We start from the raw sequence: 21,791 nt of genomic DNA, 5'->3' as shown, positions 1-21,791 counted from the left end.
GATCAGGTGCTGGAACGCAAGCCGGAATTCGCCGCGGTCGCGGGCCAGCAGCGCCAGCGCGGCGGCCAGTCCGCCGCCCGCGCTTTCGCCCGCCACGCCGATCCGCGCGGCGTCGATGCCGAGCGTGTCGGCGTGACGGAACACCCATGCGAGCGCCGCGTAGCAGTCTTCGATCGCGCCGGGAAACACCGTTTCCGGCGCGAGGCGATAGTCGATCGAGATCAGCGCGCAGCCGAGTTGTGTGACGAGCAACCGGTGCACCGCTTCGAGCTCCTTCGCCGCGCCGCGCACGTAGCCGCCGCCGTGCATGTGGACGATCGCCGGGAGCGGGCGCGCGTGGCCGTCGGGCAAATAGACGAGGACCGGGACGTCCGGCGCGCCGGCCGGGCCGGGTACCGTGCGGCGTTCGAGCGTGCTGCCGGCCGGGTCGGGCGGCGGCAGCGGCAGCACGCGCTGGCGCGACTGTGCGAGGTTGTCGGCGCTGAGCGTGACGGTCGGCCAGGTCTCGAGCAGCGGGCGGATTTCGGGATCGACGAGAGGCAGGGTGTTCAACGCAGGGCTCCATCGTGGAAGTGGGCGGCGCGCCGCGGTCAGAGCACGCTGCGTGCGACGACCCAACGGTGCACCTCGGTCGGGCCTTCGAAGATGCGCATCAGCCGCGCCTCGCTGGCCATCTGCTGCAACGGCATTTCCTTCGTCATGCCCATCGCGCCGAGCGTCTGCATCGCATGATCGATGACGGTCGACGCCATTTCGGTCGCGAACACCTTGACCATCGAGATCTGCGTACGGGCGTCCTGCCCGGCATCCACGCGCGCGGCCGCTTCGTAAGTCATCAGGCGGCATGCGTGGATCTGCGTGAGCGCGTCGGCGACCCACCACTGGACCGCCTGGCGCTCCGCGAGCGGCACGCCGAAGGTCGTGCGCTGTTTCGCATGGTCGCACAGGAGCGCGACCGCGCGCTCGGCGCGGCCGATGCACCACGCGGCCATCTCCAGCCGCCGGTTCGCGAGCCGCGCCTGCATCGGCGCGAAGCCGGCGCCTTCCCGGCCCAGCAGTTGCGCGCCGGGAATGCGGCAGTCTTCCAGCACGATTTCGTAGGTCGACAGCCCGCCGATCATCGGAATCCGGCGTTCGATGACGAAACCCGGCGTGTCGCGATCGACGATGAACGCCGACATGCCGCCGCGCTTGCCCTTGCTGCGATCGGTCAGCGCCATCACGATCGTCCAGTCGGCTTCGGCCGCGTGGCTGATCCAGATCTTCCGGCCGTTCAGCACCCAGCCGTCGCCGTCGCGCACGGCGGTCGTCGACAGCGCGCCCGGATCGGAGCCGGCGCCCGGCTCGGAGATTGCCATCGCGGCACGCGTGGCGCCGCGTGCGTACGGGTCGAGATAGCGCGCGCGCTGCGCCGCGTCGGCCGCATCGCACAGCATCCGCAGGTTCGGCGAGTCGGGCGGCAGGATGTACGGGGTCACGGTCGTGCCGATCGCCTCGTTCACGCCGACCATCGCGACGGCCGGCAGATCCGAGCCGCCCGCGGCGAGCGGCGCGTCGAGTCCCCACAGGCCGAGTTGCCGGGAGCGTCCGTCGAGGTGCGCACGTTCGTCGGCGAGCAGCCCGAAGCGCTGGCCGTCGGCCTCGCGCGCCATCACCGCCGCTTCGAGCGGAATCAGTTCGTCCTTCACGAAACGCGCGACGAGGTCGCGGATCATCCGGTGTTCGAGTTCGAGTTCGAAATTCATGAGGGTGGTCCGTTCGGGAGAGAAAGAAGGCGCGCCGTCAGCCGGCGTTCGTGTGCACCGCCGCGCGGGCGCGCAGCGTCCCGAGCAACGCGAGCGCGCCGGCCGCCAGCAGCGCGGCATTGAAATAGAGGCCGCCGCGCATCGATCCGGTGGCCGTGTTGAGCACGCCCATCAGGAACGGGCTCGCGAATCCGCCGATCGCGCCGGTCATCGTGATCGCCGCGATCGCGACCGCCATCGAGCGCTTCGGCAGCGCGAGCCCCGGCAGCACCCAGAACGCGGGCAGTGCCGCGGCGTGCATGGCGACCGCGATGCACAGCGCGATCATCAGATGCGACGTGCCGGCGCTGCTCGCGAGACCAGCGAGCGCCGCCGCGCACGCGAGCATCGCGACGGCGCCGTGCTTGCGCCATTCGCGCCGGCGCTCGGTGCGCCAGCCCATCGCGAGCATGCCGGCGATGCCGCACAGGTACGGCAGCGCGGACAGCAGTCCGATCTGCATCGCGCCATGCAGGCCGCCGCGATGCAGGATCACGGGCATCCAGAACACGAGCGCGTAGCCGGCGGCCGCGATCGCGAAATTGGCCGCGCACAGCAGCCAGAAATCGCGATGTGCGAGCAACGGCCGTGCCGCGTTCGCGGCCGGCGTATCGGCTTCGGCCTGCGCGTGGGCGGCGCGCAGCGCGGCCTTGTCGGCGTCCGACAGCCAGCGGGCGTCGTCCGGCCGGTCGTCGAGAAAGCGCAGTGCGACGAGGCCGAGCGCGCTGCTCGGCAGCCCTTCGACGACGAACAGCCATTGCCAGCCGCTCAGGCCGCCCACGCCGTCGAAGTACGACAGAATCGCGCCCGACACGGGGCCGGCGATCAACCCCGCGAGATACAGCGCGGTCATGAACAGCGCGAACGCCTTGGCGCGCTGCCGCGGCGGATACCACGCGCCGAGATAGAACAGGATGCCGGGGAAGAAGCCGGCCTCGAACACGCCCAGCAGGAAGCGGCACGCGTAGAACTGCGCGGGCGTCGTGACGAACATCGTCGCGGCCGAGCCGAGGCCCCACAGCACCATGATCCGGGCAATCGTCCGGCGCGCGCCGATCCGCGCGAGCCACGCGTTGCTCGGAATCTCGAACGCCATGTAGCCGATGAAGAAGATGCCCGCGCCGAGCCCGTAGACGGCGTCGGAGAAGTGCAGTTCGGCGGCCATCTGCGCGTGCGCGAAGCCGATGTTGATCCGGTCGATGAACGACAGCGTGTAGCACAGGATCAGGAACGGCAGCAGCCGGCGCGAGATCCGGCGATAGAGCGCCTGCGTCGCGCCGTCGTCGACGGCGGCCGGGTGGGTCGAAAGGGTCGGGGTCATGGGCACTCCGTCAGAAGCGGTGAACGATGCCGAGCGCGAACACCTGCTCGGTGCCGCCCGGTTGCGGCTGCAGGCCGGCGACGACGGTATTGCGGGCGTCGCCGCTGTTCTTCATGTAGAGATAGCGGGCGTAGAGCGAGGTCCGCTTCGACAGCGGATGGTCGTAGCCGACGCCGAGCGCGGTCGCGTCGTTCGCCGAGCCCTTCACGTCGCGGCGCACCACCGACACGAGCACGCGATCGAGCGCACCGACGTTGATCGACGCGCCGACGCTCGCGGTCGAGAACGCGGGCAGGCGCGCGGCCGTGCCGACGCCGTACAGGAACGCGGCGTACAGCTTGACGTGCGCGAACGCGTAGTTGGCCGCGAACACGTAGTGGCGGGTCGTCGACGGGGAGATGACGGGTGCGAGGTTGCCGGCCGACGTATCGCCCTGGAAGCCGGCGCCGACGTACAGTCCGCCGATCCGGTATTGCAGCCCGGCGCCGTAGTTGCGTCCAGCCTGCGTCGAGAGCGCGTTCGGCGTCGGAAAGCCGTACGTGGCCATCACGCGCAGGCCGTTCCGGTCGGGGCTCAGGTACGACGCCGCCTGGTTGAAGCGCGGAATCGGCGGCGTCGTGTTGCTCGTGATCGTGTCCGTCGACGTGGCGAGCAGCGCGAGCGGCGACAGCCGTTCGTTGAGTCCGAACGGATCGCCGTCGTACACGACGTAGAACGCGGGCGTGTATTGCCGGCCGAGCCGCAGGTCGCCGTAGCGCGTGTTCTGCAGCGACACGTACGCCTGCCGGTAGAACAGCGTGCCGCCCTGGAACGATCCGTCGGCCGGCGAGAAGCCGCTTTCCAGCACGAATTTCGTCGACGTGCCGCCGCCGAGATTCTCGACGCCCGTCAGGCCGAAGCGGCTCGTCGACGCGCCACCGCCGCTTTGCCGCATGCTCGATAGACTGCCGATGCGATCGAATTCGACGTAGCTATCGACGATCCCGTACAGCGTGACCGACGACGCGTGCGCCGGCGTGGCGCACAGCACGCACGCGCCGACCAGGAATGCTTTCCGTTGCATGAAGGTGTCTCCGTCCATGTTTTTTGGGCGCGCCCGCGTTCTGGGAGCGGTGCGCGCGGGTGCTGCGGTGCGGCGCCGGCCTCAGCGCCCCTTGAACACCGGCTTGCGCTTCTCGAGAAACGCGCGGGCGCCCTCGATCCGGTCCTCGCTCGCGTAGACGTCGGGGCCGACGTCCAGCCGCAGCGCGGCGGCCACCGGCAGCCCCTGGCTGCGCGTCGCGGTTTCCTTGATGCGGCGGATCGTGAGCGGCGCGTTCGCGGCGATCGTCTGCGCGAGCTCGCGCACGGTGTCGTCGAGCGCGGCGCCGGGCACGACGCGGTTGAGCAGGCCGGCGCGTTGCGCTTCGTCCGTGTCGAAGCGGCGGCCCGTGAACAGCAGCTCCATCGCGATCGCGCGCGGCAACATGCGCGGCAGCAGCACGCTCGCGAAGTTCGCACCCATGCCGACTCGCGCTTCGGGCAGCGCGAAGGTCGCGTGATCGGCGGCGATCCGCAGGTCGCACGCGAGCGCGATTTCGCAGCCGCCGCCGATCGCGTAGCCGTTGATGGCCGCGATGGTCGGCTTGCGCAGCTCCAGGATCAGCTCGTGCACGTTGCGTGCGAGCCCGCGCATCGGCTGCATTCCGCGGATCTCGGGGTCGCCGAGATCGACGCCCGCGCTGAATGCGCGTTCGCCCGCGCCGCGGATCACGATGACGCGAATCGACGGGTTGTCGTCGAGCGTGACGAGTTCGTCGCACAGGCGGCGGATCGCTTCGGCGGACAGCGCATTGGCGACGTGCGGGCGATGGATCGTCAGCCACGCGATGCCGTCGGCGTCGTCGCGCAGGATCGACGGGGCATCGTCGCGCGCCGGTGAAGAAAAGCGCGGGGTGGTCATGACGCGCTCCCGGCCACGTCCGCCCGCGTGTCGTGCAGCACGCCGGCTTGCCGCAGCGCGTCGCGGCGTGCCGCGTCGATCCCGAATGCGTCGAGCACGGTGTCGGTGTCGGCGGCGAACGGCTGGGGTGGCCGGCGTATCGATCCAGGCGTGCGGGACAGCTTGGCGGGGATGCCCGCGCCGGTGTACGTATCGGTGTCGACGAACATCGCGTTGCGCGCCGTCTGCGGATGGCCGAACGCATCGGCCACGGTGTTCACCGGCCCCGTCGCGACGCCGGCGTGCATCAGCCGCTCGACGACCTCGTCCGCCTGCAGTTCGGCGGTCAGCTGGCCGAGCAGCGTGTCGAGCGCTTCGCGATGCGCGACGCGCTGCGCATTGGTCGCGAAGCGTGGATCGTGCGCCAGCTCGGGCATGCCGAGCGCGTCGACGAGCCGCGCGAACGTGCGGTTGTTGCCGGCGCCGGTCGCAACCGGCTTGTCCTTGCACGGATAGACGCCGTACGGCGCGATCGCGCCGTACACGTTGCCGGTCGCGACGGGCACGTCGCCGGTCGCCATCCAGCTCGTGCTGACCGGATGCAGCATCGACAGCGCGGTGCTGAACAGGTCGATGTCGACGTGCTGTCCGAGGCCGGAGCGCGTCCGCTCGACCAGCGCGATCAGGATGGTGGAGACGGCGCTCAGGCCGGCCGCGTAATCGACGACCGGAAACGGCACCTTGAGCGGCATGCCGCCCGGCTCGCCGTTGATCGACATGAAGCCGGCGAGGCCCTGCGCGACCGCGTCGTAGCCCGGAAACCGCGAGAGCGGGCCGTCGGTGCCGTAGCCGGAAATCGAGCAGTGGACGAGGCGCGGAAAGCGTGCGCGCAGGCAGTCTTCGTAGCCGATGCCCCAGCGTTCGAGCGTGCCCTGCTTGAAGTTGTCGATCAGCACGTCGGCCGTTTCGAGCACGCGCAACAGCACGTCGCGTCCGTCGGGATGCGACAGGTCGAGCGCGAGATTGCGCTTGTTGCGGTTGAGCCCCCAGTAGTAGCTGGAGATGCCGTTCGGCATCGCGGGCCCCCAGTCGCGCGTTTCGTCGCCCTGCGGCGGTTCGATCTTGATGACGTCCGCGCCGTGGTCGGCGAGCGTCTGCGCGCAGAACGGCCCCGCATAGACGCGGCTCAGGTCCACCACGCGCACGCCTGCGAGTGCGCCTTCGTTGCTGCTGGTCATGACGATGTCTCCTTCGATGTGGATTCGGCAGGCCGGCAGGCCGGCCTGCGCCGGCTGCACGGTCGCGATGCGACGCGGGTTCAGTCGCGCGCGGCGAACAGCGCATTGACCGCCGCGCGATGTTCGGGGCTGGCGTGCGCGAACGCCTGGTACGACGCCGACAGGTCGAGCAGCGTGTCGAGGCTTGCGTGGCGGCCTTCGCGCAGCAGCCGCTTGGTCAGCCGCAGCGCGCTGCCCGAATGGCGGGCGATGCGGCCGGCCAGTTCGTGCGCATGCGCGAGGAGGTCGCCGTCAGGCACGACGCGCGACACGAGCCCGCAGCGCAGCGCGTCCTGCGCGTCCAGCGCATCGCCGGTGAACGACATTTCCGCGGCGACCGCGGCACCGACGATCCGCGGCAGGAACCATGCGCCGCCGTCGCCTGGCACGAGACCGAGCGCGATGAAGCTCTCCGCGAAGCGCGCGCGCTCGGCGGCGATGCGGATGTCGCACATGCATGCGAGATCGGTGCCGGCGCCGATGGCCGGGCCGTTGACCGCCGCGATGGCCGGCACTTCGAGGTGCTCGAACGCATGCGCGAGCCGCTGGATGCCGCGGCGATAGCTGGTCCGGATCGCGGCAGGGTCGTGTGGGCCGGCTTCCACGAATGCGCGCATCGCCTTCACGTTGCCGCCCGACGAGAACGTCGTGCCGGCTCCGGTCAGTATCAGCACGCGGATCGATTCGTCGCGGTTCGCTTCGTCGCAGCATTCGGTCAACGCGTCGATCGTATCGGTGTCCGAAATGGCGTTGCGAGTGTCGGGACGGTTCATCGTGACGGTCAGGATCGGGCCCTGCCGTTCACGGATCAAAAAGGCTGCCATGGTGTCTCCGTATGTTCTGTGCCGCGGGACTTCACGTCGCGGGCCGAAGCCTAGTATCGTCACGACGGTCGGCGGCGGGAAATTCCGTTCCACATACGTGGAAGGCCCCTGCCGGTCGCTGCGGAGGGGGCGGGATGAGCGGAAACGTGGTCAAGAGCGCGGCGCGCGTATTCGAGGTGCTGGAACTCTTCAGCACCTTGCAGCGGCCGCTGAGCGTGCGCGAGATCGCGACGCGCTGCGGGTATCCGGGGTCGAGCGCGGCGGCGTTGCTCACCAGCATGAAGACGCTCGGCTATCTTGCCTACGACGATGCAACCCATGCGTATGCGCCCACCGCGCGGCTCGTCAATCTCGGCGAAGCGCTGGTCGATTCGGCGGCCGGCAGCCGGCGGCACTGGCATGCGGTCGCGAAGCGGCTGGCGGCGCGCACGCACGAGGCGGTCGTGATCGCGGTGCAGAGCGACCTGTACGTGCAGTACATCGACGCGGTCGAGGGCTCGCATTCGATTCCGGTGCAGTTCTATGCGCCGATCGGCACGCGTCGCGAGATCTGCATGTCGGGCCTCGGCTGGGCGTTGCTGAGCATTCAGCCCGACAGCACGATTCGCCGGCTCGTGTCGCGCAGCATCCGCCGGATCGGGAAGTCGGGCAGGACGATCGACGAGGACGTCGTGCTCGACAAGGTCGAACAGACGCGCCGGCTCGGCTATTCGTATTCGGCGCATACCGTGACGCAGGGCGCCGCGATGATCTCGATGGTGATCGCGGACGGCTGGAACGGGCTGCCGTTGGCGATGGGCGTGGCCGGGCCGGTCGAGCGGATCGACCCGCATCGGGACGCGATCGTGCGCGCGATGCGGTTGGCGCTGGCGGAGCGGGCGGGCGACGGGTTGCGCTAGGGCCAGCGCAAGCCCGTCACTAGCGTGAGCAGGCGCTGGCCGCGAAGCCGGTGCGCGCAGGCATTCACATAGAATCGGAAAGTTTCGCCGCTCCTGTCCCGACTGCAGTTCAGCGAGGTCGCCATGTCATTGAATGCACCGCTTGCCGGTATCCACATCGTCGAATTCGAAGGTCTCGGCCCCGGCCCGCTCGCGGGCTGGATGCTCGCCGGCATGGGCGCGCGCATCACGCTGATTGCACGCCCGTCCGGCCGGACCAGCGCGCCGGACGCGCTGCGGGCTCGCGACGGCGACTTGTTGCGCGAAGGCAAGACGATCGTCGAACTCGACCTGAAGGCGCCGGCCGGGCGTGACGCCGCGCTCGACCTGATCGCGCAGGCCGATGCGTTGATCGAGGGCTTGCGGCCCGGCGTGATGGAGCGGCTCGGCCTCGGGCCCGACGCCTGCGCGCGCCGCAATCCGAAGTTGGTCTACGGGCGCATGACGGGCTGGGGCCAGGATGGACCGCTCGCGGCCGCGGCCGGGCACGACCTGAACTACGTCGCGCTGACCGGGCTGCTGTCGCTGTCCGCGCCGCGTGACGGCCGGCCAGGCGTGCCGCCGACCGTCGTCGGCGATGCGGGCGGCGCGCTCGGGCTTGCGTTCGGCATCGTCTGCGCGTTGCTCGACGTGCGCGGCGGTGGGCCGGGGCGCGTGGTCGACGGCGCGATCTTCGATATCGTGTCGATGCTCGGATCGCTCGCATTGTGGGCACGCGCGAACGGGCAGCTCGACGGCGCGCAGCCGAGCCTGTTTCACGACGCGCCGTTCTACGACGTGTATCGCTGCGCGGACGGCGAATGCGTGACGATCGGCGCGCTCGAGCCGCCGTTCTATGCGCTGCTGATCGAACGGCTCGGGCTGACCGACGTCGATCCCGCGTCGCAGTACGACCGGGCGCGCTGGCCCGCGCTGAAGGCGCGTTTCGCGGAAGTGTTCGCGCAGCAGCCGTCCGCGCACTGGCGCGCGTTGCTCGAAGGCACCGACGCGTGCTTCGCGCCGGTGCTGAGCGTAGCCGACGCGGCCGCGCATCCGCACAATGTGGCGCGCGGGATCTATCGGACGGATGAGCACGGGAACGTGCGGGCACGGGTGGCGCCGCGGTTTTTGCCGTTGGCGGGGGATGAAACAGACTAGGGCTGTCTTTCAGGAGGGTGCCTCCGTTCGTCGACGGTCGAGTGTCGAGTGCATCAGGGTGTCAATTTTGGTGCTTGGTCTCGTATCAAATTAAGTACAATCGACGCTCGATTGGAGAAAGAGCGGGTATGCCTCACACCATTCTGGCTGGCATGACGGCTAGCGTCTCGGAGCTGAAGCGGAATTCGATGGGAACCGTTGCCGCGGGCGACGGTTTTCCGGTCGCCATCCTGTATCACAACGAACCCGCGTTCTACTGCATTCCAGCGAAGACGTGGGAGGCGATGGTCGAACGCCCGGAAGACATCGAGGACAATGCGTTGGTCGATTCGCGCGCCAGGGGGAAGGTCGTCAAGGTCAAGCTGAATGACCTTTGAACTCGCCTTTTTCGAGCCTGCATTGAAGGGGGGGACGCTCGATCGAACCGTGCGCGATCAGTTCAAAGCGAGCTAGCCCGAGCGGCTCGAGCATCCTCGCATCCCGTCAGCCAAATTGCACGGCCACCCGGATTGCTACAAGATCAAGTTGCGTGGTGTCGGCTATCGCCTCGTCTACGAAGTGCGCGACGAGGAAGTCATCGTGCTGGTGATCGCGGTGGGCCGCCGCGAGCGTGATGCGATCTGGCTGCGATGAAACGCTAGTGCGACAGGCGTCGCGGCATCGATGCTTGCCGACGCAGCAACTCACGCCGTCTCCACCGGCGCATCCGGCATCTTGCCGTCGCCGACGCGGTTGATCGTGCCTTGCGCGATCGCGACGAGCCGCTCGTGGTCGCCGTCGATGACGAACACGTGGCACTGGCAGGTCGCCTGGTGCCGGCCCGCGTAGACGAGCTTCGCGCGGGCGACGAGCGTACCGTTCACGGCCGGCCTCAGATAGTTGATCTTGTATTCCGCGGTGATCACGCGCGGGCCGAGCACGAGCGCGCCGGCGAACGTCAACGCGTTGTCCGCGAGATAGCTGATGACGCCGCCGTGCACGAAACCGTGCTGCTGCCGCAATTCCTCGCGCACCGGCAGACACAGCGACACTTCGTTGTCGCCGATATGCATCAGCTCCGTGCCCAGCAGCATGCTGAACGGTTGCGCGCGCAATGCGCCGCGCGCGTGGTCCGTGATGTCGGTCATCGAACGTCCCTCGAAATGAGTGCCTGCTTGCGCTGAACTCTAGGAAGGGGGCTCCGGATAAGCAAGGAAATTCGTCCGCGTTTCGTGCAAATCCCGGCGCGATGCGACGCGATTATTGCGTCGAATACGCAAGATCGCCGCGTTTGCGGGCGATTCGACGCGAATGCGCGAGCGACGCGCGCGATTGACCTGCGTGGCGGCCATTCCGCCTAAAGTCCGACGAAGAAATGCCGCTAATGCCGGGGCATTGCCTCATCGTCCGCTCTCCAGGAATCCCCATGTTCGGAAAAATCAAGCTCGCGTCGGGTCTGCTCGGCGTGTTGACCGTGTTCTGTCTCTTCCTGTTCGCGATCGAAGCGCTCGGCTTCTGGGCGCTCACGTCGACGCGCAGCGGCGTCGACGATCTGTCGAACGTCGCGATCGCGCAGGTCGACGCGGCCAGCCGGGCGACCGAGCAACTGCTCGACGCGCGCATCAACCTGTCGCGTGCCGGCACGCGGATGGTGCGCGGCGGGCCGAAGCCCGAGGACATCATCCGCCACGCGGGCGCGTCGCTCGCGGAAGCGGACAAGGCGTTCGCCGTACTGACGACCGCGCAGGCGGTCGACGACACCAACCGCGCGCGCGTCGCGGCGCTCACCGAGCGCTATCGCGCGCTGCGCGGCGCGCTGGGCGAACTCGTGCAGTTCCTCGACGCCGACAACATCCAGGCGTTCCTCGACCAGCCGACCCAGGGCTTCCAGGACGCGTACATCGCCGAACTGCATCGCTTCACCGACTATGGCGGCACGTCGAGCCGCGCGGCGCTCGACACGATCGACGGCGGCATGCTGTGGTTCAAGTCGGTCGGCATCGTGCTGCTGGTGGCGATGCTCGCGGCGAGCGCCGCGATCTACGCGGCCGCGCGGCGCGCGGTCGTCGCGCCGCTGGAGCAGGCCGGCCGCCATTTCGAGCGGATCGCGCAGGGCCGTCTCGACGAAGCCGTGCAGGCGGGTGGCGTGTTCGAGATCGACCGGATGCTGCGCGCCCTCGGCGCGATGCAGACGAGTATCGCGGGCACCGTGCGCACGGTGCGCCAGGCGTCCGACGCGATCCACCTGGGCGCGGGCGAGATCGCGGGCGGCAACGCCGACCTGTCGGCGCGCACGGGCACGCAGGCCGCGTCGCTCGAGGAAACCGCCGCGAGCATGGAGGAATTGACCGCGACCGTCCGGCAGAACACCGACAGCGCGCGCGCGGCGAGCGCGCTGGCCGACGCGGCGCTCGAAGCGACGAGCCACGGCGGCGGCGTGGTCGACAGCGTGATCGACCGGATGCGCGGCATCGCGCAGAGCTCGGGGCGGATCGCGGAGATCATCTCGGTGATCGACGGCATCGCATTCCAGACCAACATCCTCGCGCTGAACGCGGCGGTCGAGGCCGCGCGGGCCGGCGAACAGGGGCGCGGTTTCGCGGTGGTCGCGGGCGAAGTGCGCTCGCTCGCGCAGCGCAGCGCGCAATCGGCGAAGGAGATCAAGGCGCTGATCGAGGATTCGGTCGCACAGATCAACGGCGGCGCGGAGCTCGTCGAGCGCGCCGGCGACGCGATGCGCACGGTATCGGCGTCGATCACGCGCGTCGTGCAGACGATGTCGGAGATCACGGCGGCGTCGGTCGAGCAGAGCGTCGGGATCGAGCAGGTGAACCAGGCCGTCACGCAGATGGATCAGCTCACGCAGCAGAACGCGGCGCTGGTCGAGGAAGTCGCGGCGGCGGCCGCATCGCTGAACGACCAGACCGCGCACCTGTTGCAGGCGGTGTCGGTGTTCGAACTGGGCGACGGACGCGCCGCCCTCGGCGGCCGCGCGGCGCCGTCGTTCGCGGCGACGGATTACGAACCGGTCGGCAGCGCCGCGTAGGCGGTCGCGAGGTGATAGGGCGTCGTCGACGGCATGTCGGCGCGCGACACCTGTCCGGCCGCCGTCTTGCATTCGAACCAGCCGCGCGGATGCAGGAAGCGCGCGGCGAACCGTTCGATCTGGCGTGCGAGCGGCGCGGAGGCCGGCGTGCCGCCGTGCGTCGCGAGCGCGCGCAGGTATTCGGTCTGCGCCCAGATCCGCTGCGTGCCGTCGATGCATGCGCCTCGAGCGTCGAGCGCCGCGCACACGCCGCCCGTCTGCGGATCGACGCCGTATTGCTCGGCGAACGCGAACGCGCGCGACAGCGCGGCGGGCAGCCCGGTCTGCGCGAGCCGCGCACCGGCCGCATCGACCAGATAGAACCACTCGAACTGATGGCCGGGCTCGAAACGGTTGTCGGCTGATCCGAGCGGCAGCTCGGCCACGCAGCCGGTCGCCGCATCGACGAACGTGCGCTCGACGGCCTGCGCGGTGCGCGCGAGCGCATCGTCGAATGCCGGGTCGCCGAACGCATCGGCGGCCGCGAGCCACGCTTCGGTCAGGTGCATCAGCGGATTCTGCAGCGCACCGCTGCCGGATGACGAGAAATCGGCATCGCGCGCGGCATCGAGCAACGCGTCGCCGTGGCGCGGCGCGAAGCGGTCCTGGATCAGCGCGGCGGTTTCCTCGGCCACCGTGCGCGCGGCGGCGGCGCCCGACGCCGCATGCCACGCGGCGCACGCGAACACGATGAACGCGTGCGTATAGAGATCCTTGGTCGTATCGAGCGGCGCGCCCTGCGCATCGACGCTGTAGATCCAGCCGCCGTGGCGCGGGTCGCGAAAGTGCCGGCACAGCGCGTCGAACAGCGTGGCCGCGTGCGCGGTGTCGCCGGCCTGCGCGAACACGAAGAGTTGCCTTGCGCACGCCATTGCGCGATAACGGGTCACGGGCAGCGGCGCGTGAGTGGCCGGATCGACGGCCTCGAACGGCAATTGCAACGCCGAGTCGAACCCTGAACCCCGCCAGATCGGCAAGACGACGTGCGCGAAATGGTGGCGCAGCTGGGCGGCCTGGGCGGAAGCGGAGTCGGAAACGGACATGGCGGGGTTGAGCGCTTGGATCGAAACGTGTCGGCGCGGCCCGGAGAATCGGCGCGGCCGGGGCCAAGGATAAAACATTCCGCGCGACCGGCACCAAAAAAAGGAGAGAAATCGGATGCTCAGCAACCTGGAACTCGTGATGCGGCTCGTTCTCGCGGCGGCGCTCGGCAGCGTCATCGGCTTCGAGCGGGAGCGCCTGTCGTGGGCCGCCGGCCTGCGCACGCACATGCTGGTGTGCGTCGGCTCGACGCTGATCATGATCGTGTCGGCGTTCGGTTTCGCCGACGTGCTCGGCACCAGCGACCACGTCGTGCTCGATCCGTCGCGGATCGCCGCGCAGGTCGTGTCGGGCATCGGCTTCCTCGGCGCGGGCTCGATCCTGCTGCGCGGCGAGATCGTGCGCGGGCTGACGACGGCCGCGAGCCTGTGGTCGGTCGCCGCGATCGGCCTGGCGGTGGGCGGCGGGCTCTATGTCGCGTCGATTTCCGCGACGATCATCATCCTGATCATCCTGGCCGGCATCAAGCCGCTGGAGCGGCGCTATTTCACGGTGCGCCAGCGGCGCCAGCTTGCGTTGACGGTCGCGAGCGGCACGCTGACGTTCGATTCGCTGCACGCGGCGCTCGGCCCGGACAGTGCGCGCGTGAAGCAGTTCATCGTGCAGCGTGCCGACGACGCGGGGGAGCAGGACGAGGTGCGCATCGCGCTGGCGCGCGTATCGGAACTCGAATACAAGGCCATCTGCGCCAAGCTGCGCGCGCTGCCCGGCGTCACGCGCTTCGACGGCGGGAACGGGCTGGCGGGCGACGAATAGCGTGACTCGATTGCGTGACTCGGTTGCGGGGCGTGCGACAATGGCCGGCCACCGATTCCGTTCGACATCCGGGTTCGCGTCTGCGGGCCCCGCTATCCGATTTCCATGACCGAATCCGTTTCCACGCCTCGCTCCCGCTCCCGTTCCACCCGTTCGTCGGCCCGTTCGCGCCCGCGCTCGGCCGCTGCCGCAGGCAGCACGTCCGCCAGGGCGACGGCGCGATCCGGCAGCGCACCGGCCGGCGACGCGCCGCGCGACGAACGGACGCTCGACCTGTTCGGCGATCCGGTGCTGGAGCCGGGCGAGCGCATGCCGGTGACGGCGCACGAGGAAGCGCTGGTGGAAGCCGATGCGGCGGCCGTTGCCGATGACGGGCGACAGGCTACGCTGGACGGGTTCGTCCCGCCGGCGGATGCGGCGGCAACGCATGCGGAAGCGGAAAGGACGGCGGCGCAGGATGGGGCGGTCGAGGCCGTTTCCGTTTCGACACCTGAAGGCGATGTGGCCGCGAACGTCGACGGCGCATCGGCAGAGGGGCTTGCAACGCAGGCCGCCGATTCGCCTGCGGTCGATGGCGGCGTAACGCAGATCGACGTGCCCGCGGTCGACCGCGCCGCGAACGCGGAGACGAAGCTGGAAGCCGAAGATGGCGCTGCGGCGCAGGCGGCGGAGTCGCCAGCGGCAAATGGCGAAGTCGCGAAGCCTGTCGTCGAGGCGGCGGTCGTCAAATCCCGCGAAGGGAAATCTTCGGGCGACGCCGTGAAGGAGCGCCGCGCGTCATCGGGCAGCAAACGCCGGGTCGCTGCCGGCGCCAATGAAGCGGCGGCGACGCCAGCCGCACCGGTTGCGACGAGCGTCGATTCGAAGCCGGAAGCGGTTGACTCGAACCTGCCGCTGGTCGTCGCCGCGCCGGTCGAGCCACAGACGCCGGCACAGCCGACCCAGCCGACCCAGCCGACCCAGCCGACCCAGCCGACCCAGCCGACCCAGTCGGCACAGTCGGCACAGTCGGTGCGGCCGCTCGAACCGGCAATCGCCACACCTTCCGCGAAGCCCCGCGACACGACCCCGCAGCCCGACGTTTCGCCGTCGCCGGTTGCGCAGCCGGCGGTATCCGCCGCCTCGTTCGTGACCAAGCCCTCGTCGGAGCGCCCGCAACCGCCCGCGCCGGCCTTCGATCCAGACACGCACCTGCGCCCGCTGACCGACCGGCTCGCCGCGCTGCAGTCCGACGTGGACGGACTGACGCGGTCGGCCGATCGCGAGATGCGCCGCGTCAACCGGCTGCTGCTGGCGCTGGCCGTCGTCGTGCTGGTAGGGCTCGTCGCGCTGGTGCTGCAAACGCGGCAGATCGCGCACCTGAAGCAGGATGTGGCCACCCAGCAGCAACGGATCGATCGCCTCGCGGCCGATCTGTCGACGCAGCAGGCCACGTTGATGACGCTCGAGGAGCACCACGAAGCGCTCCTGTCGCAAGTCGACCGGCTTCAGCGCAGCGCGAACCGCGAGGCGGCCGTCGCGAAGCGGGTTCGTCGCACCCGCTAACGTTTCGACCCTATCCTGACAGCCCGACGCAGCAAGGATCGCCGTTTCCCGCCGGCGATCGGCTGTCGCGCGGGTGCGGCAAACCGATGCAGTTCGCTGGCAGAGTTCAGGGAAAACCCTTAGAATGGAGGCGTTCTAAGGGAAAACCCTAGTCACATCTGTCAGGAGTCTCACATGAGCTTCATCTTCGCCCTGCTGCAAAAAATCGACGACCTGTTCGTGTCCCCGCACCTGCCGCTCGACGCCGACTACTCGTACGCCGCACGTCACGCCGAAGCCGAGCGCGTGCGCCGTGCAAACCTGGTGCCGATCGTCCTGTACCGTCGCTGATTCGCTGATTCGCTGATTCGCTGATTCGCTGATTCGCTGATTCGGCGCGGCGTCCGCCGTACCTGCTCGCCCGTTTTCCACCGCCGCCTCGCGCGCCGGTGCGACCGTCCCGCTACACTGGAAGTCCGATTCCGTTCACGGCGACCAGGCCATGCTGCAGATGCGGCCGATGACGGCCGGCGAATTCCACGCGTACCGCACGCGAGCCATTGAAGGCTACGCGAGCGATCTCGTTTCCTCTGGGCAAAATGCTGTCGAAGACGCGGCCGATCGTGCACGCGCCTGTTTCGACACGCTGCTGCCGGACGGCCTGCTGACCGCCGGTCAGACCCTCGTCACGCTCATCGACGGCGCCAGCGGCGACACGGTGGGCGACCTCTGGTACGCGATCGTCCCCGAAGGGCCGAACCGCACGCTCTTCATCTACGACCTCGACATCGTCCCGTCCCGGCGCCGTCAGGGCTGGGCCACGTGTGCGCTCGATGCGCTCGACGCCGAGGCGCGTCGCTACGGCGTCACCGAGATCGGGCTGTCGGTGTTCAATCACAACGCGGCGGCGCGTGCGCTGTATCGTTCATGCGGCTTCGTGCCGATCACCACGACGTTGATCAAACCGGTCGTGTCGGACTGAATCCGCCGGCTCGCGATGCATCGTCATGGGGGGCGATTCCACACACTGCGTAGCTGGCCAATGCCGGCACGCTTCGTGATCCTTCCTGACCGACCACCGACCACCGACCACCGACCACCGAACGGCCCGTTCGGCCATCCGGCCTTCACCGCCCGCCGCATCAACGCGCGCGGCCTTTCCATCTCCGCAGCAGCAACGCGTTGGTCACGACGCTGACGCTGGAAAACGCCATCGCCGCGCCCGCGATCACCGGGTTCAGCAAGCCGAGCGCCGCGAGCGGCACGCCGACCAGGTTGTAGACGAACGCCCAGAACAGGTTCTGCTGGATCTTGCGGTACGTGCGTTTGGAGATGTCGATCGCGTCGGCGACGAGCGCCGGGTCGCCGCGCATCAGCGTGATGCCGGCCGTGTGCATCGCGACGTCGGTGCCGGTCGCCATCGCGATGCCGACGTCCGCCGCGGCGAGCGCGGGCGCATCGTTGATCCCGTCGCCGACCATCGCGACGACCCCGCCGTGCGTGCGCTTCAGCTCGGCGACGACCCGCGCCTTGTCGTCGGGCAGCACCTGCGCATGCACTTCGCCGATGCCGAGCGCCGCCGCGACGGCCGCCGCGCTGCCGCGGTTGTCGCCCGTCACGAGCGCGCTCGCGACGCCGCGCGCCGACAGCGCCGCGATCGCGTCGCGGGCGCCCGGCTTCACGGTGTCGCCGAACGCGATCAGCGCGAGCACCGCGCGCGGCGCATCGGAACGCATCAGCCACGAGATCGTGTTGCCCGCGTGTTCGAGTTCCGCCGCGCGCGCATCGAGCGCCGGCGGCACCGCGATGCCGAGTTCGTCGCGCCAGCGCGTGCTGCCGAGCGCCAAGCGCTGCCCGCCGACGTGCGCTTCCACGCCGCGCCCGGCCACCGCGCGCGCATCGGTCGCGACGGCCGACTCGGCTGCGCCGTCCTGTGCGGGCACGTCCGCGTCGTGCGCGACGACCACCGCACGCGCGAGCGGATGGTCGCTCTGCCGCTGCACGGCCGCCGCGAGCGCGAGCGCTTCGGCGCGCGGCACGCCGACGGCGTCGAACGCCGTCACGGACGGCTTGCCTTCGGTCAGCGTGCCGGTCTTGTCGAACGCGATCACGGTCGTGCGTTGCGCAAGTTCGAGCGCTTGCGCGTCCTTGATCAGCACGCCGTGCCGGGCCGCGACGCCCGTGCCGGCCATGATCGCGGCGGGCGTCGCGAGACCGAGCGCGCACGGGCACGCGATCACGAGCACCGCGACCGCGTTGAGGATCGCGGTTTCCGTCCCGGCACCGGCGATCAGCCAGCCGACGAGCGTCAGCACGGCGATGCCGAGGATCGCCGGGACGAACACCTCGCTGACGCGATCGACGAGCCGCTGGATCGGCGCCTTCTCGGCCTGCGCGGATTCGACGAGGCGGATGATGCGCGCGAGCGTCGTCTCCGCGCCGATCGCGGTGGTTTCGACGACGAGCGCGCCTTCGCCGTTGATCGAGCCGGCCGTGACGGCGTCGCCATCGTCCTTCGGCACGGGCAGGCTTTCGCCGGTGATCAGCGATTCGTCGATGTGCGAGCGGCCCGACACGATCCGTCCGTCGACCGGCACGCGCTCGCCGGGGCGGATGCCGACGCGCGTCCCGACGCGCACCTGCGACAGCGGCACGTCGCGTTCGACGCCGTGCTCGACAACGCGCGCACGGTCGGGGCGCAGCGCGTTCAGCGCGCGGATCGCCTCGGTGGTCTGGCGCTTCGCGCGCGATTCGAGCCACTTGCCGAAGCGCACGAGCGTGACGATGACGGCCGACGCTTCGAAATACAGGTGGCCGGGATGCGCGGGATCGCGCAGCAGCATCCACAGGCTCAGCCCGTACGCGGCCGACGTGCCGAGCGCGACGAGCAGGTCCATGTTGCCGGTGCGTGCCTTCACCGCATGCCAGGCCGCCCGGTAGAAGCGCGCGCCGAAGCCGAACTGCACGATCGACGCGAGCACGAGCTGAAGCCAGCCGGGCAGCATCAGGTCGATACCGAACGGTGCGGCGAGCATCGGTGCGACGAGCGGCGCGCTCAGCACGGCGGCGCCGATCACGAGGTTGCGTTCGCGAATCGCTTCGCGGCGCTTGCGTGCGTCGGGGTCCTGCGCGGGGCTGGCTCGCTGTAAGTCGGCGCCGGCCGTTGCGCTGGCGGGTGACGCGGCCGGAAGCGACGCACGGTAGCCGGCTGTGGTGACCGCCGCGATCAGCGTGGCGGCGTCGAGTGCGCCGGCGCCGTGCACCGACGCGCGTTCGGTCGCGAGGTTGACCGTCGCGCGGGCGACGCCCGGCACGGCGGCCAGCGCCTTTTCGACGCGGCCGGCGCAGGACGCACAGGTCATGCCGGCGATGTCGAGTTCGACGTCGGCGGAAGCGGGCGTGGCAGCGGAAGTTGCGGGCCGAGCCGAGACGGCGATCGGTGTCGCGCCGTAGCCTGCCTGTTTCACCGCATCGACAAGCTGGGCGGCGGACACGTCGTTCGACGCGTCGACCGTTGCACGTTCGGTTGCAAGATTGACCGATGCACGCGTGACGCCCGGAACCTTCGCGAGTGCCTTCTCGACGCGCGACACGCAGGACGCGCAGGTCATCCCGTCGATGTCGAGTTCGATGTTTGCGGGCGCGGTGGGCAGGGTAGGGACGCGGGCCGGGACGTCGGTGTCCGACGCCGTCGGCGTCGCGCCGTAGCCGGCCTGCTTCACGGCATCCGCCAATTGCGTGGCCGAAACGCCGGCCGACGCGTCGACCGTCGCACGTTCGGTCGCCAGGTTGACCGATGCACGCGTGACGCCCGGCACCTTGACGAGTGCCTTCTCGACGCGCGACACGCACGACGCGCAGGTCATGCCATCGATATCGAGTTCGATCGTCGTGGCGGCAGCCGGCGTAGGCGGCGTTGCGTCGGGCGTCGCGTGCGCCACATGCGTGGACGCAACCGCTTCGCCGGCCGCTTCGCGCACCGCTGCGCCGTAGCCGGCCTCACGGACGGCGTCAACGAGCTGATCCGGCTCGACGGTTTCCTGCGCGGTGACCGTCGCCGTATGCGCATCCAGATCGACCGCCGCATCGACGACGCCCGGCACGGCGGCCAGCGCGCGCTGCACGCGGCCCGTGCAGCCGCCGCAATGCATGCCGTCGACGTTCAGCTCGATCGTTTGCAGCGCCGCGGAGGCAAGTGGTTCAGTCATGTCGGATTCCCCAAAAGCGCGGTTCGTGCCGCGAATGGTTCCAGTATCAACATTCCCATGATGGTAAGGTCAAGCGTCGGCGACGATGCGACGCAGGTCGATGCGCACAGGGTGTCACAACGCAGGAAAAGCGATCGCCCGGCTTCCGTACGGACAGCCGGTGAGCGCTGAAGCGCCGAGCTTGGCGCTCGCGAGGCGTTTACGGGTCGATGTTCCCGATGCTGTTCCAGATTTTTGCGGAATCCCGTGAACTATTTCAGATTTTTTGACGATTCGGCTAGCGTTTTACCCGTTATTCGGCATATTGGGGGATGCCCTTAGGCGCTATGATACCGGCCTGACATCAGCGCCCCACCGTTACGAAACGTAGCGAAACGGTCATCCGGGCACGCTGGGGTGCCTTGCTTCGCCGTTCGCAAGACGAACAGGGCGTTGACTGAAAAGAACGATATTCGGCCAGTAATCGATGATTGAAAACCAGCGAGAATCAGTTTCTCTGCGACGCGCATGCGCGTCGCTGGCCATTGCGGCGTTGCTTGCGGGATGCGCGTCGCAACCGGACGCGATCCAGCGGAAAACCGGCTGGATGCGCGCGGAAGTCGCCGACTCCTATATCTATGCGTATCCGCTCGTGCTGATGGACGTCGCGAAGGAGGCGGCGACGGGCGGCGACGGCGCGCAGCCGGGGCAGGCGCCGCTCAACACGCTGCGCCACGCGCAGGCGCTGCCGCCCGTCGGCGCGGTCAATCCGCCGCTGCCGGGCGTCGACACGCTCGACTCGACCGGCTGGCTCGACGTCGCCGCCGAACCCATGATCGTCACGCTGCCCGACACGCGCGGCCGCTACTGGGACGCACGCGCGCTCGACATGTGGACGAACGTGCTGTGGTCGTCGTCGAGCGTCGCGGCGCGCGGCGCCCGTGGCGCCGGGCGATCGCAAACGATTGCCTTCGCCGCGAAGGACTGGCAGGGCACGCTGCCGAAGGGCGTACAGCGTGTCGACGTGCCGTCCGCCAATGCGTGGCTCGAAGTGCGGCTGCAGACGAGCGGCGGGCGCGATCTGACGAACGTGAAGAAATTGCAGCGCGCGATCCGCGTGGTGCCGCTGTCGGTCTACACGGGCGCCGAGCGCGGCGCATCGGTCGCGGTCCATGCGGGCAGTGCCCTATCCGAAGCGGTGGGTGGCGGCACGCCGGCCGAACAAGTGACCGCGCTCGACCCGAAGGCGTTCTTCACGCGCTTCGCGCGGGCGCTGCAGGACAATCCGGCGCCGGCCGACGACGCACACGCGCAGGAATCGCTCGGCGACATCGGCGTGACGGCCGGCTACCCGGTGCTGTGGACGGGCGACCGTCTGACGGCCGCGACGGCCGGCGTCGCCGAGGCGCGCGCGCGGCTCGCGACCCCGCCGTCGAACCTGCTGAACGCGAACGGCTGGACCTGGCTGGGCGATACGGCCGGCAAGTACGGCCAGGACTACGCGCTGCGCGCGTATGCGGCCTACACGCAGTTCGGCACCGCGACGCGCGACGACGAGACGCTCGCGATCACCCGCGTCGACAGCGACGGCCACGCGCTGAACGGCGCGAACCGGTACGTGCTGCATTTCGCGCCGGGCGCGCTGCCGCCGGTGCGCGCGTTCTGGACGCTCACGCCGTACACGACCGGTGGCGCGCTGCCCGACGTCGGCTCGGCGCGCCGCTCGCTCGGCGATCGCGACCGGCTGCGCCGCAACCACGACGGCTCGATCGACATCGTCGTGTCGGCGTCGCCGGGCGGCACCCATGCGGCCAACTGGTTGCCGGCGCCGCGTACCGATTTCGCGCTCGCGTTGCGCCTCTACGCGCCGAAGCCGCAGGCGAGCGACGGCTCGTGGATGCCGCCCGTCGTCGTCCGGAAATGAACGGTTGACCGCCGCCGTTGTCCGATCGGCGGG

At 69.5% G+C, this 21,791-nt stretch carries 19 protein-coding genes and 1 pseudogene; 10 read left to right on the top strand and 10 right to left on the bottom strand.

The features are described from left to right. The 7 genes from H3O04_RS21730 to H3O04_RS21700 form a co-directional block, all read right to left on the bottom strand. The coding region (locus H3O04_RS21730; RefSeq protein WP_202588429.1) for an alpha/beta hydrolase at positions 1-552 on the bottom strand (552 nt) is incomplete at its 3' end. Positions 553-590: 38 nt separating this feature from the next. After that, a complete protein-coding gene (locus H3O04_RS21725) occupies positions 591-1,745 on the bottom strand; it encodes an acyl-CoA dehydrogenase family protein (RefSeq protein ID WP_027812456.1) in 1,155 nt (384 codons plus the stop codon). 37 nt (positions 1,746-1,782) lie between these two features. Beyond that, on the bottom strand, positions 1,783-3,105 hold the full coding sequence (locus tag H3O04_RS21720; protein ID WP_027812457.1) for an MFS transporter: 1,323 nt from the start codon (positions 3,103-3,105) through the stop codon (positions 1,783-1,785). Between the two features lie 10 nt (positions 3,106-3,115). Continuing rightward, positions 3,116-4,168 carry a porin gene (locus H3O04_RS21715; RefSeq protein ID WP_027812458.1) on the bottom strand — a complete coding sequence of 351 codons (1,053 nt, stop codon included), beginning with the start codon at positions 4,166-4,168 and terminating at the stop codon, positions 3,116-3,118. Positions 4,169-4,249: 81 nt separating this feature from the next. Further along, positions 4,250-5,047: an enoyl-CoA hydratase/isomerase family protein gene (locus H3O04_RS21710; RefSeq protein WP_006480326.1), complete on the bottom strand. Its 798-nt coding sequence runs from the start codon at positions 5,045-5,047 to the stop codon at positions 4,250-4,252. After that, positions 5,044-6,264, bottom strand: coding sequence for a CaiB/BaiF CoA transferase family protein (locus H3O04_RS21705; protein ID WP_202588428.1), 1,221 nt, complete (start codon positions 6,262-6,264; stop codon positions 5,044-5,046). Before H3O04_RS21705 ends, H3O04_RS21710 begins: the two co-directional genes overlap by 4 nt. Positions 6,265-6,344: 80 nt before the next feature. Continuing rightward, positions 6,345-7,127 carry a crotonase/enoyl-CoA hydratase family protein gene (locus tag H3O04_RS21700; protein ID WP_202588427.1) on the bottom strand — a complete coding sequence of 261 codons (783 nt, stop codon included), beginning with the start codon at positions 7,125-7,127 and terminating at the stop codon, positions 6,345-6,347. A 134-nt stretch (positions 7,128-7,261) separates the two neighbouring features. On the opposite strand from H3O04_RS21700, the gene H3O04_RS21695 reads away from it, so the two are divergent. The 4 genes and pseudogenes from H3O04_RS21695 to H3O04_RS21680 all read left to right on the top strand — a co-directional run bounded on the left by H3O04_RS21695 (position 7,262) and on the right by H3O04_RS21680 (position 9,835). Then, positions 7,262-8,026 (top strand): IclR family transcriptional regulator, encoded by a 765-nt coding sequence (locus H3O04_RS21695; protein WP_023477581.1) that lies wholly within the window; start codon positions 7,262-7,264, stop codon positions 8,024-8,026. Positions 8,027-8,149: 123 nt separating this feature from the next. Next, positions 8,150-9,202: a CaiB/BaiF CoA transferase family protein gene (locus H3O04_RS21690; RefSeq protein ID WP_202588426.1), complete on the top strand. Its 1,053-nt coding sequence runs from the start codon at positions 8,150-8,152 to the stop codon at positions 9,200-9,202. Positions 9,203-9,330: 128 nt separating this feature from the next. After that, on the top strand, positions 9,331-9,579 hold the full coding sequence (locus H3O04_RS21685; RefSeq protein WP_027812462.1) for a type II toxin-antitoxin system Phd/YefM family antitoxin: 249 nt from the start codon (positions 9,331-9,333) through the stop codon (positions 9,577-9,579). After that, positions 9,569-9,835: pseudogene (locus H3O04_RS21680) on the top strand (type II toxin-antitoxin system RelE family toxin). Before H3O04_RS21685 ends, H3O04_RS21680 begins: the two are co-directional and overlap by 11 nt. A 50-nt stretch (positions 9,836-9,885) precedes the next feature. Here H3O04_RS21680 and H3O04_RS21675 read toward each other — a convergent pair. Next, entirely contained in the window at positions 9,886-10,329 is a 444-nt protein-coding gene (locus H3O04_RS21675) for a PaaI family thioesterase (RefSeq protein WP_006480333.1), read from the bottom strand. 278 nt (positions 10,330-10,607) lie between these two features. On the opposite strand from H3O04_RS21675, the gene H3O04_RS21670 reads away from it, so the two are divergent. After that, a complete protein-coding gene (locus H3O04_RS21670) occupies positions 10,608-12,227 on the top strand; it encodes a methyl-accepting chemotaxis protein (protein WP_023477585.1) in 1,620 nt (539 codons plus the stop codon). Here the strand turns inward: H3O04_RS21670 and H3O04_RS21665 are convergent. Continuing rightward, positions 12,200-13,309 carry an AGE family epimerase/isomerase gene (locus H3O04_RS21665; RefSeq protein ID WP_202588425.1) on the bottom strand — a complete coding sequence of 370 codons (1,110 nt, stop codon included), beginning with the start codon at positions 13,307-13,309 and terminating at the stop codon, positions 12,200-12,202. The genes H3O04_RS21670 and H3O04_RS21665 overlap by 28 nt on opposite strands. A 115-nt stretch (positions 13,310-13,424) precedes the next feature. On the opposite strand from H3O04_RS21665, the gene H3O04_RS21660 reads away from it, so the two are divergent. The 4 genes from H3O04_RS21660 to H3O04_RS21645 all read left to right on the top strand — a co-directional run bounded on the left by H3O04_RS21660 (position 13,425) and on the right by H3O04_RS21645 (position 16,629). After that, entirely contained in the window at positions 13,425-14,123 is a 699-nt protein-coding gene (locus H3O04_RS21660) for an MgtC/SapB family protein (RefSeq protein WP_202588424.1), read from the top strand. A gap of 105 nt (positions 14,124-14,228) precedes the next feature. Continuing rightward, on the top strand, positions 14,229-15,668 hold the full coding sequence (locus H3O04_RS21655; RefSeq protein ID WP_202588423.1) for a flagellar hook-length control protein FliK: 1,440 nt from the start codon (positions 14,229-14,231) through the stop codon (positions 15,666-15,668). A 174-nt stretch (positions 15,669-15,842) separates the two neighbouring features. Then, positions 15,843-15,998 (top strand): hypothetical protein, encoded by a 156-nt coding sequence (locus H3O04_RS21650; RefSeq protein ID WP_006480339.1) that lies wholly within the window; start codon positions 15,843-15,845, stop codon positions 15,996-15,998. Between the two features lie 151 nt (positions 15,999-16,149). Next, complete coding sequence (locus tag H3O04_RS21645) at positions 16,150-16,629, top strand: GNAT family N-acetyltransferase (protein WP_027812331.1); 480 nt, start codon at positions 16,150-16,152, stop codon at positions 16,627-16,629. 160 nt (positions 16,630-16,789) lie between these two features. Here the strand turns inward: H3O04_RS21645 and H3O04_RS21640 are convergent, their stop codons facing one another. Next, the gene (locus H3O04_RS21640; RefSeq protein WP_175784884.1) at positions 16,790-19,855 is read right to left on the bottom strand and encodes a heavy metal translocating P-type ATPase; all 3,066 of its coding nucleotides are present in this window, start codon (positions 19,853-19,855) and stop codon (positions 16,790-16,792) included. Positions 19,856-20,321: 466 nt separating this feature from the next. Here H3O04_RS21640 and H3O04_RS21635 point away from each other — a divergent pair, with 466 nt between their 5' ends. Continuing rightward, on the top strand, positions 20,322-21,758 hold the full coding sequence (locus tag H3O04_RS21635; protein WP_202588422.1) for a DUF1254 domain-containing protein: 1,437 nt from the start codon (positions 20,322-20,324) through the stop codon (positions 21,756-21,758). Positions 21,759-21,791 lie beyond the last annotated feature (33 nt).

Origin of the sequence: Burkholderia sp. KCJ3K979 (assembly GCF_016759955.1) — a bacterium.
GTDB classification, from domain to species: Bacteria; Pseudomonadota; Gammaproteobacteria; order Burkholderiales; family Burkholderiaceae; genus Burkholderia; species Burkholderia orbicola.
This window is presented reverse-complemented; position numbering and strand designations above follow the sequence as displayed.

Bases quoted from the DNA above. Each gene is read 5' to 3' on its own strand.
- H3O04_RS21670 (WP_023477585.1), top strand. From the start codon at position 10,608: ATGTTCGGAAAAATCAAGCTCGCGTCGGGTCTGCTCGGCGTGTTGACC.
- H3O04_RS21645 (WP_027812331.1), top strand. From the start codon at position 16,150: ATGCTGCAGATGCGGCCGATGACGGCCGGCGAATTCCACGCGTACCGC.
- H3O04_RS21715 (WP_027812458.1), bottom strand. From the start codon at position 4,168: ATGCAACGGAAAGCATTCCTGGTCGGCGCGTGCGTGCTGTGCGCCACG.
- H3O04_RS21655 (WP_202588423.1), top strand. From the start codon at position 14,229: ATGACCGAATCCGTTTCCACGCCTCGCTCCCGCTCCCGTTCCACCCGT.
- H3O04_RS21700 (WP_202588427.1), bottom strand. From the start codon at position 7,127: ATGGCAGCCTTTTTGATCCGTGAACGGCAGGGCCCGATCCTGACCGTC.
- H3O04_RS21725 (WP_027812456.1), bottom strand. From the start codon at position 1,745: ATGAATTTCGAACTCGAACTCGAACACCGGATGATCCGCGACCTCGTC.
- H3O04_RS21665 (WP_202588425.1), bottom strand. From the start codon at position 13,309: ATGTCCGTTTCCGACTCCGCTTCCGCCCAGGCCGCCCAGCTGCGCCAC.
- H3O04_RS21720 (WP_027812457.1), bottom strand. From the start codon at position 3,105: ATGACCCCGACCCTTTCGACCCACCCGGCCGCCGTCGACGACGGCGCG.
- H3O04_RS21635 (WP_202588422.1), top strand. From the start codon at position 20,322: ATGATTGAAAACCAGCGAGAATCAGTTTCTCTGCGACGCGCATGCGCG.
- H3O04_RS21695 (WP_023477581.1), top strand. From the start codon at position 7,262: ATGAGCGGAAACGTGGTCAAGAGCGCGGCGCGCGTATTCGAGGTGCTG.
- H3O04_RS21660 (WP_202588424.1), top strand. From the start codon at position 13,425: ATGCTCAGCAACCTGGAACTCGTGATGCGGCTCGTTCTCGCGGCGGCG.
- H3O04_RS21690 (WP_202588426.1), top strand. From the start codon at position 8,150: ATGTCATTGAATGCACCGCTTGCCGGTATCCACATCGTCGAATTCGAA.
- H3O04_RS21640 (WP_175784884.1), bottom strand. From the start codon at position 19,855: ATGACTGAACCACTTGCCTCCGCGGCGCTGCAAACGATCGAGCTGAAC.
- H3O04_RS21650 (WP_006480339.1), top strand. From the start codon at position 15,843: ATGAGCTTCATCTTCGCCCTGCTGCAAAAAATCGACGACCTGTTCGTG.
- H3O04_RS21675 (WP_006480333.1), bottom strand. From the start codon at position 10,329: ATGACCGACATCACGGACCACGCGCGCGGCGCATTGCGCGCGCAACCG.
- H3O04_RS21685 (WP_027812462.1), top strand. From the start codon at position 9,331: ATGCCTCACACCATTCTGGCTGGCATGACGGCTAGCGTCTCGGAGCTG.
- H3O04_RS21705 (WP_202588428.1), bottom strand. From the start codon at position 6,264: ATGACCAGCAGCAACGAAGGCGCACTCGCAGGCGTGCGCGTGGTGGAC.
- H3O04_RS21710 (WP_006480326.1), bottom strand. From the start codon at position 5,047: ATGACCACCCCGCGCTTTTCTTCACCGGCGCGCGACGATGCCCCGTCG.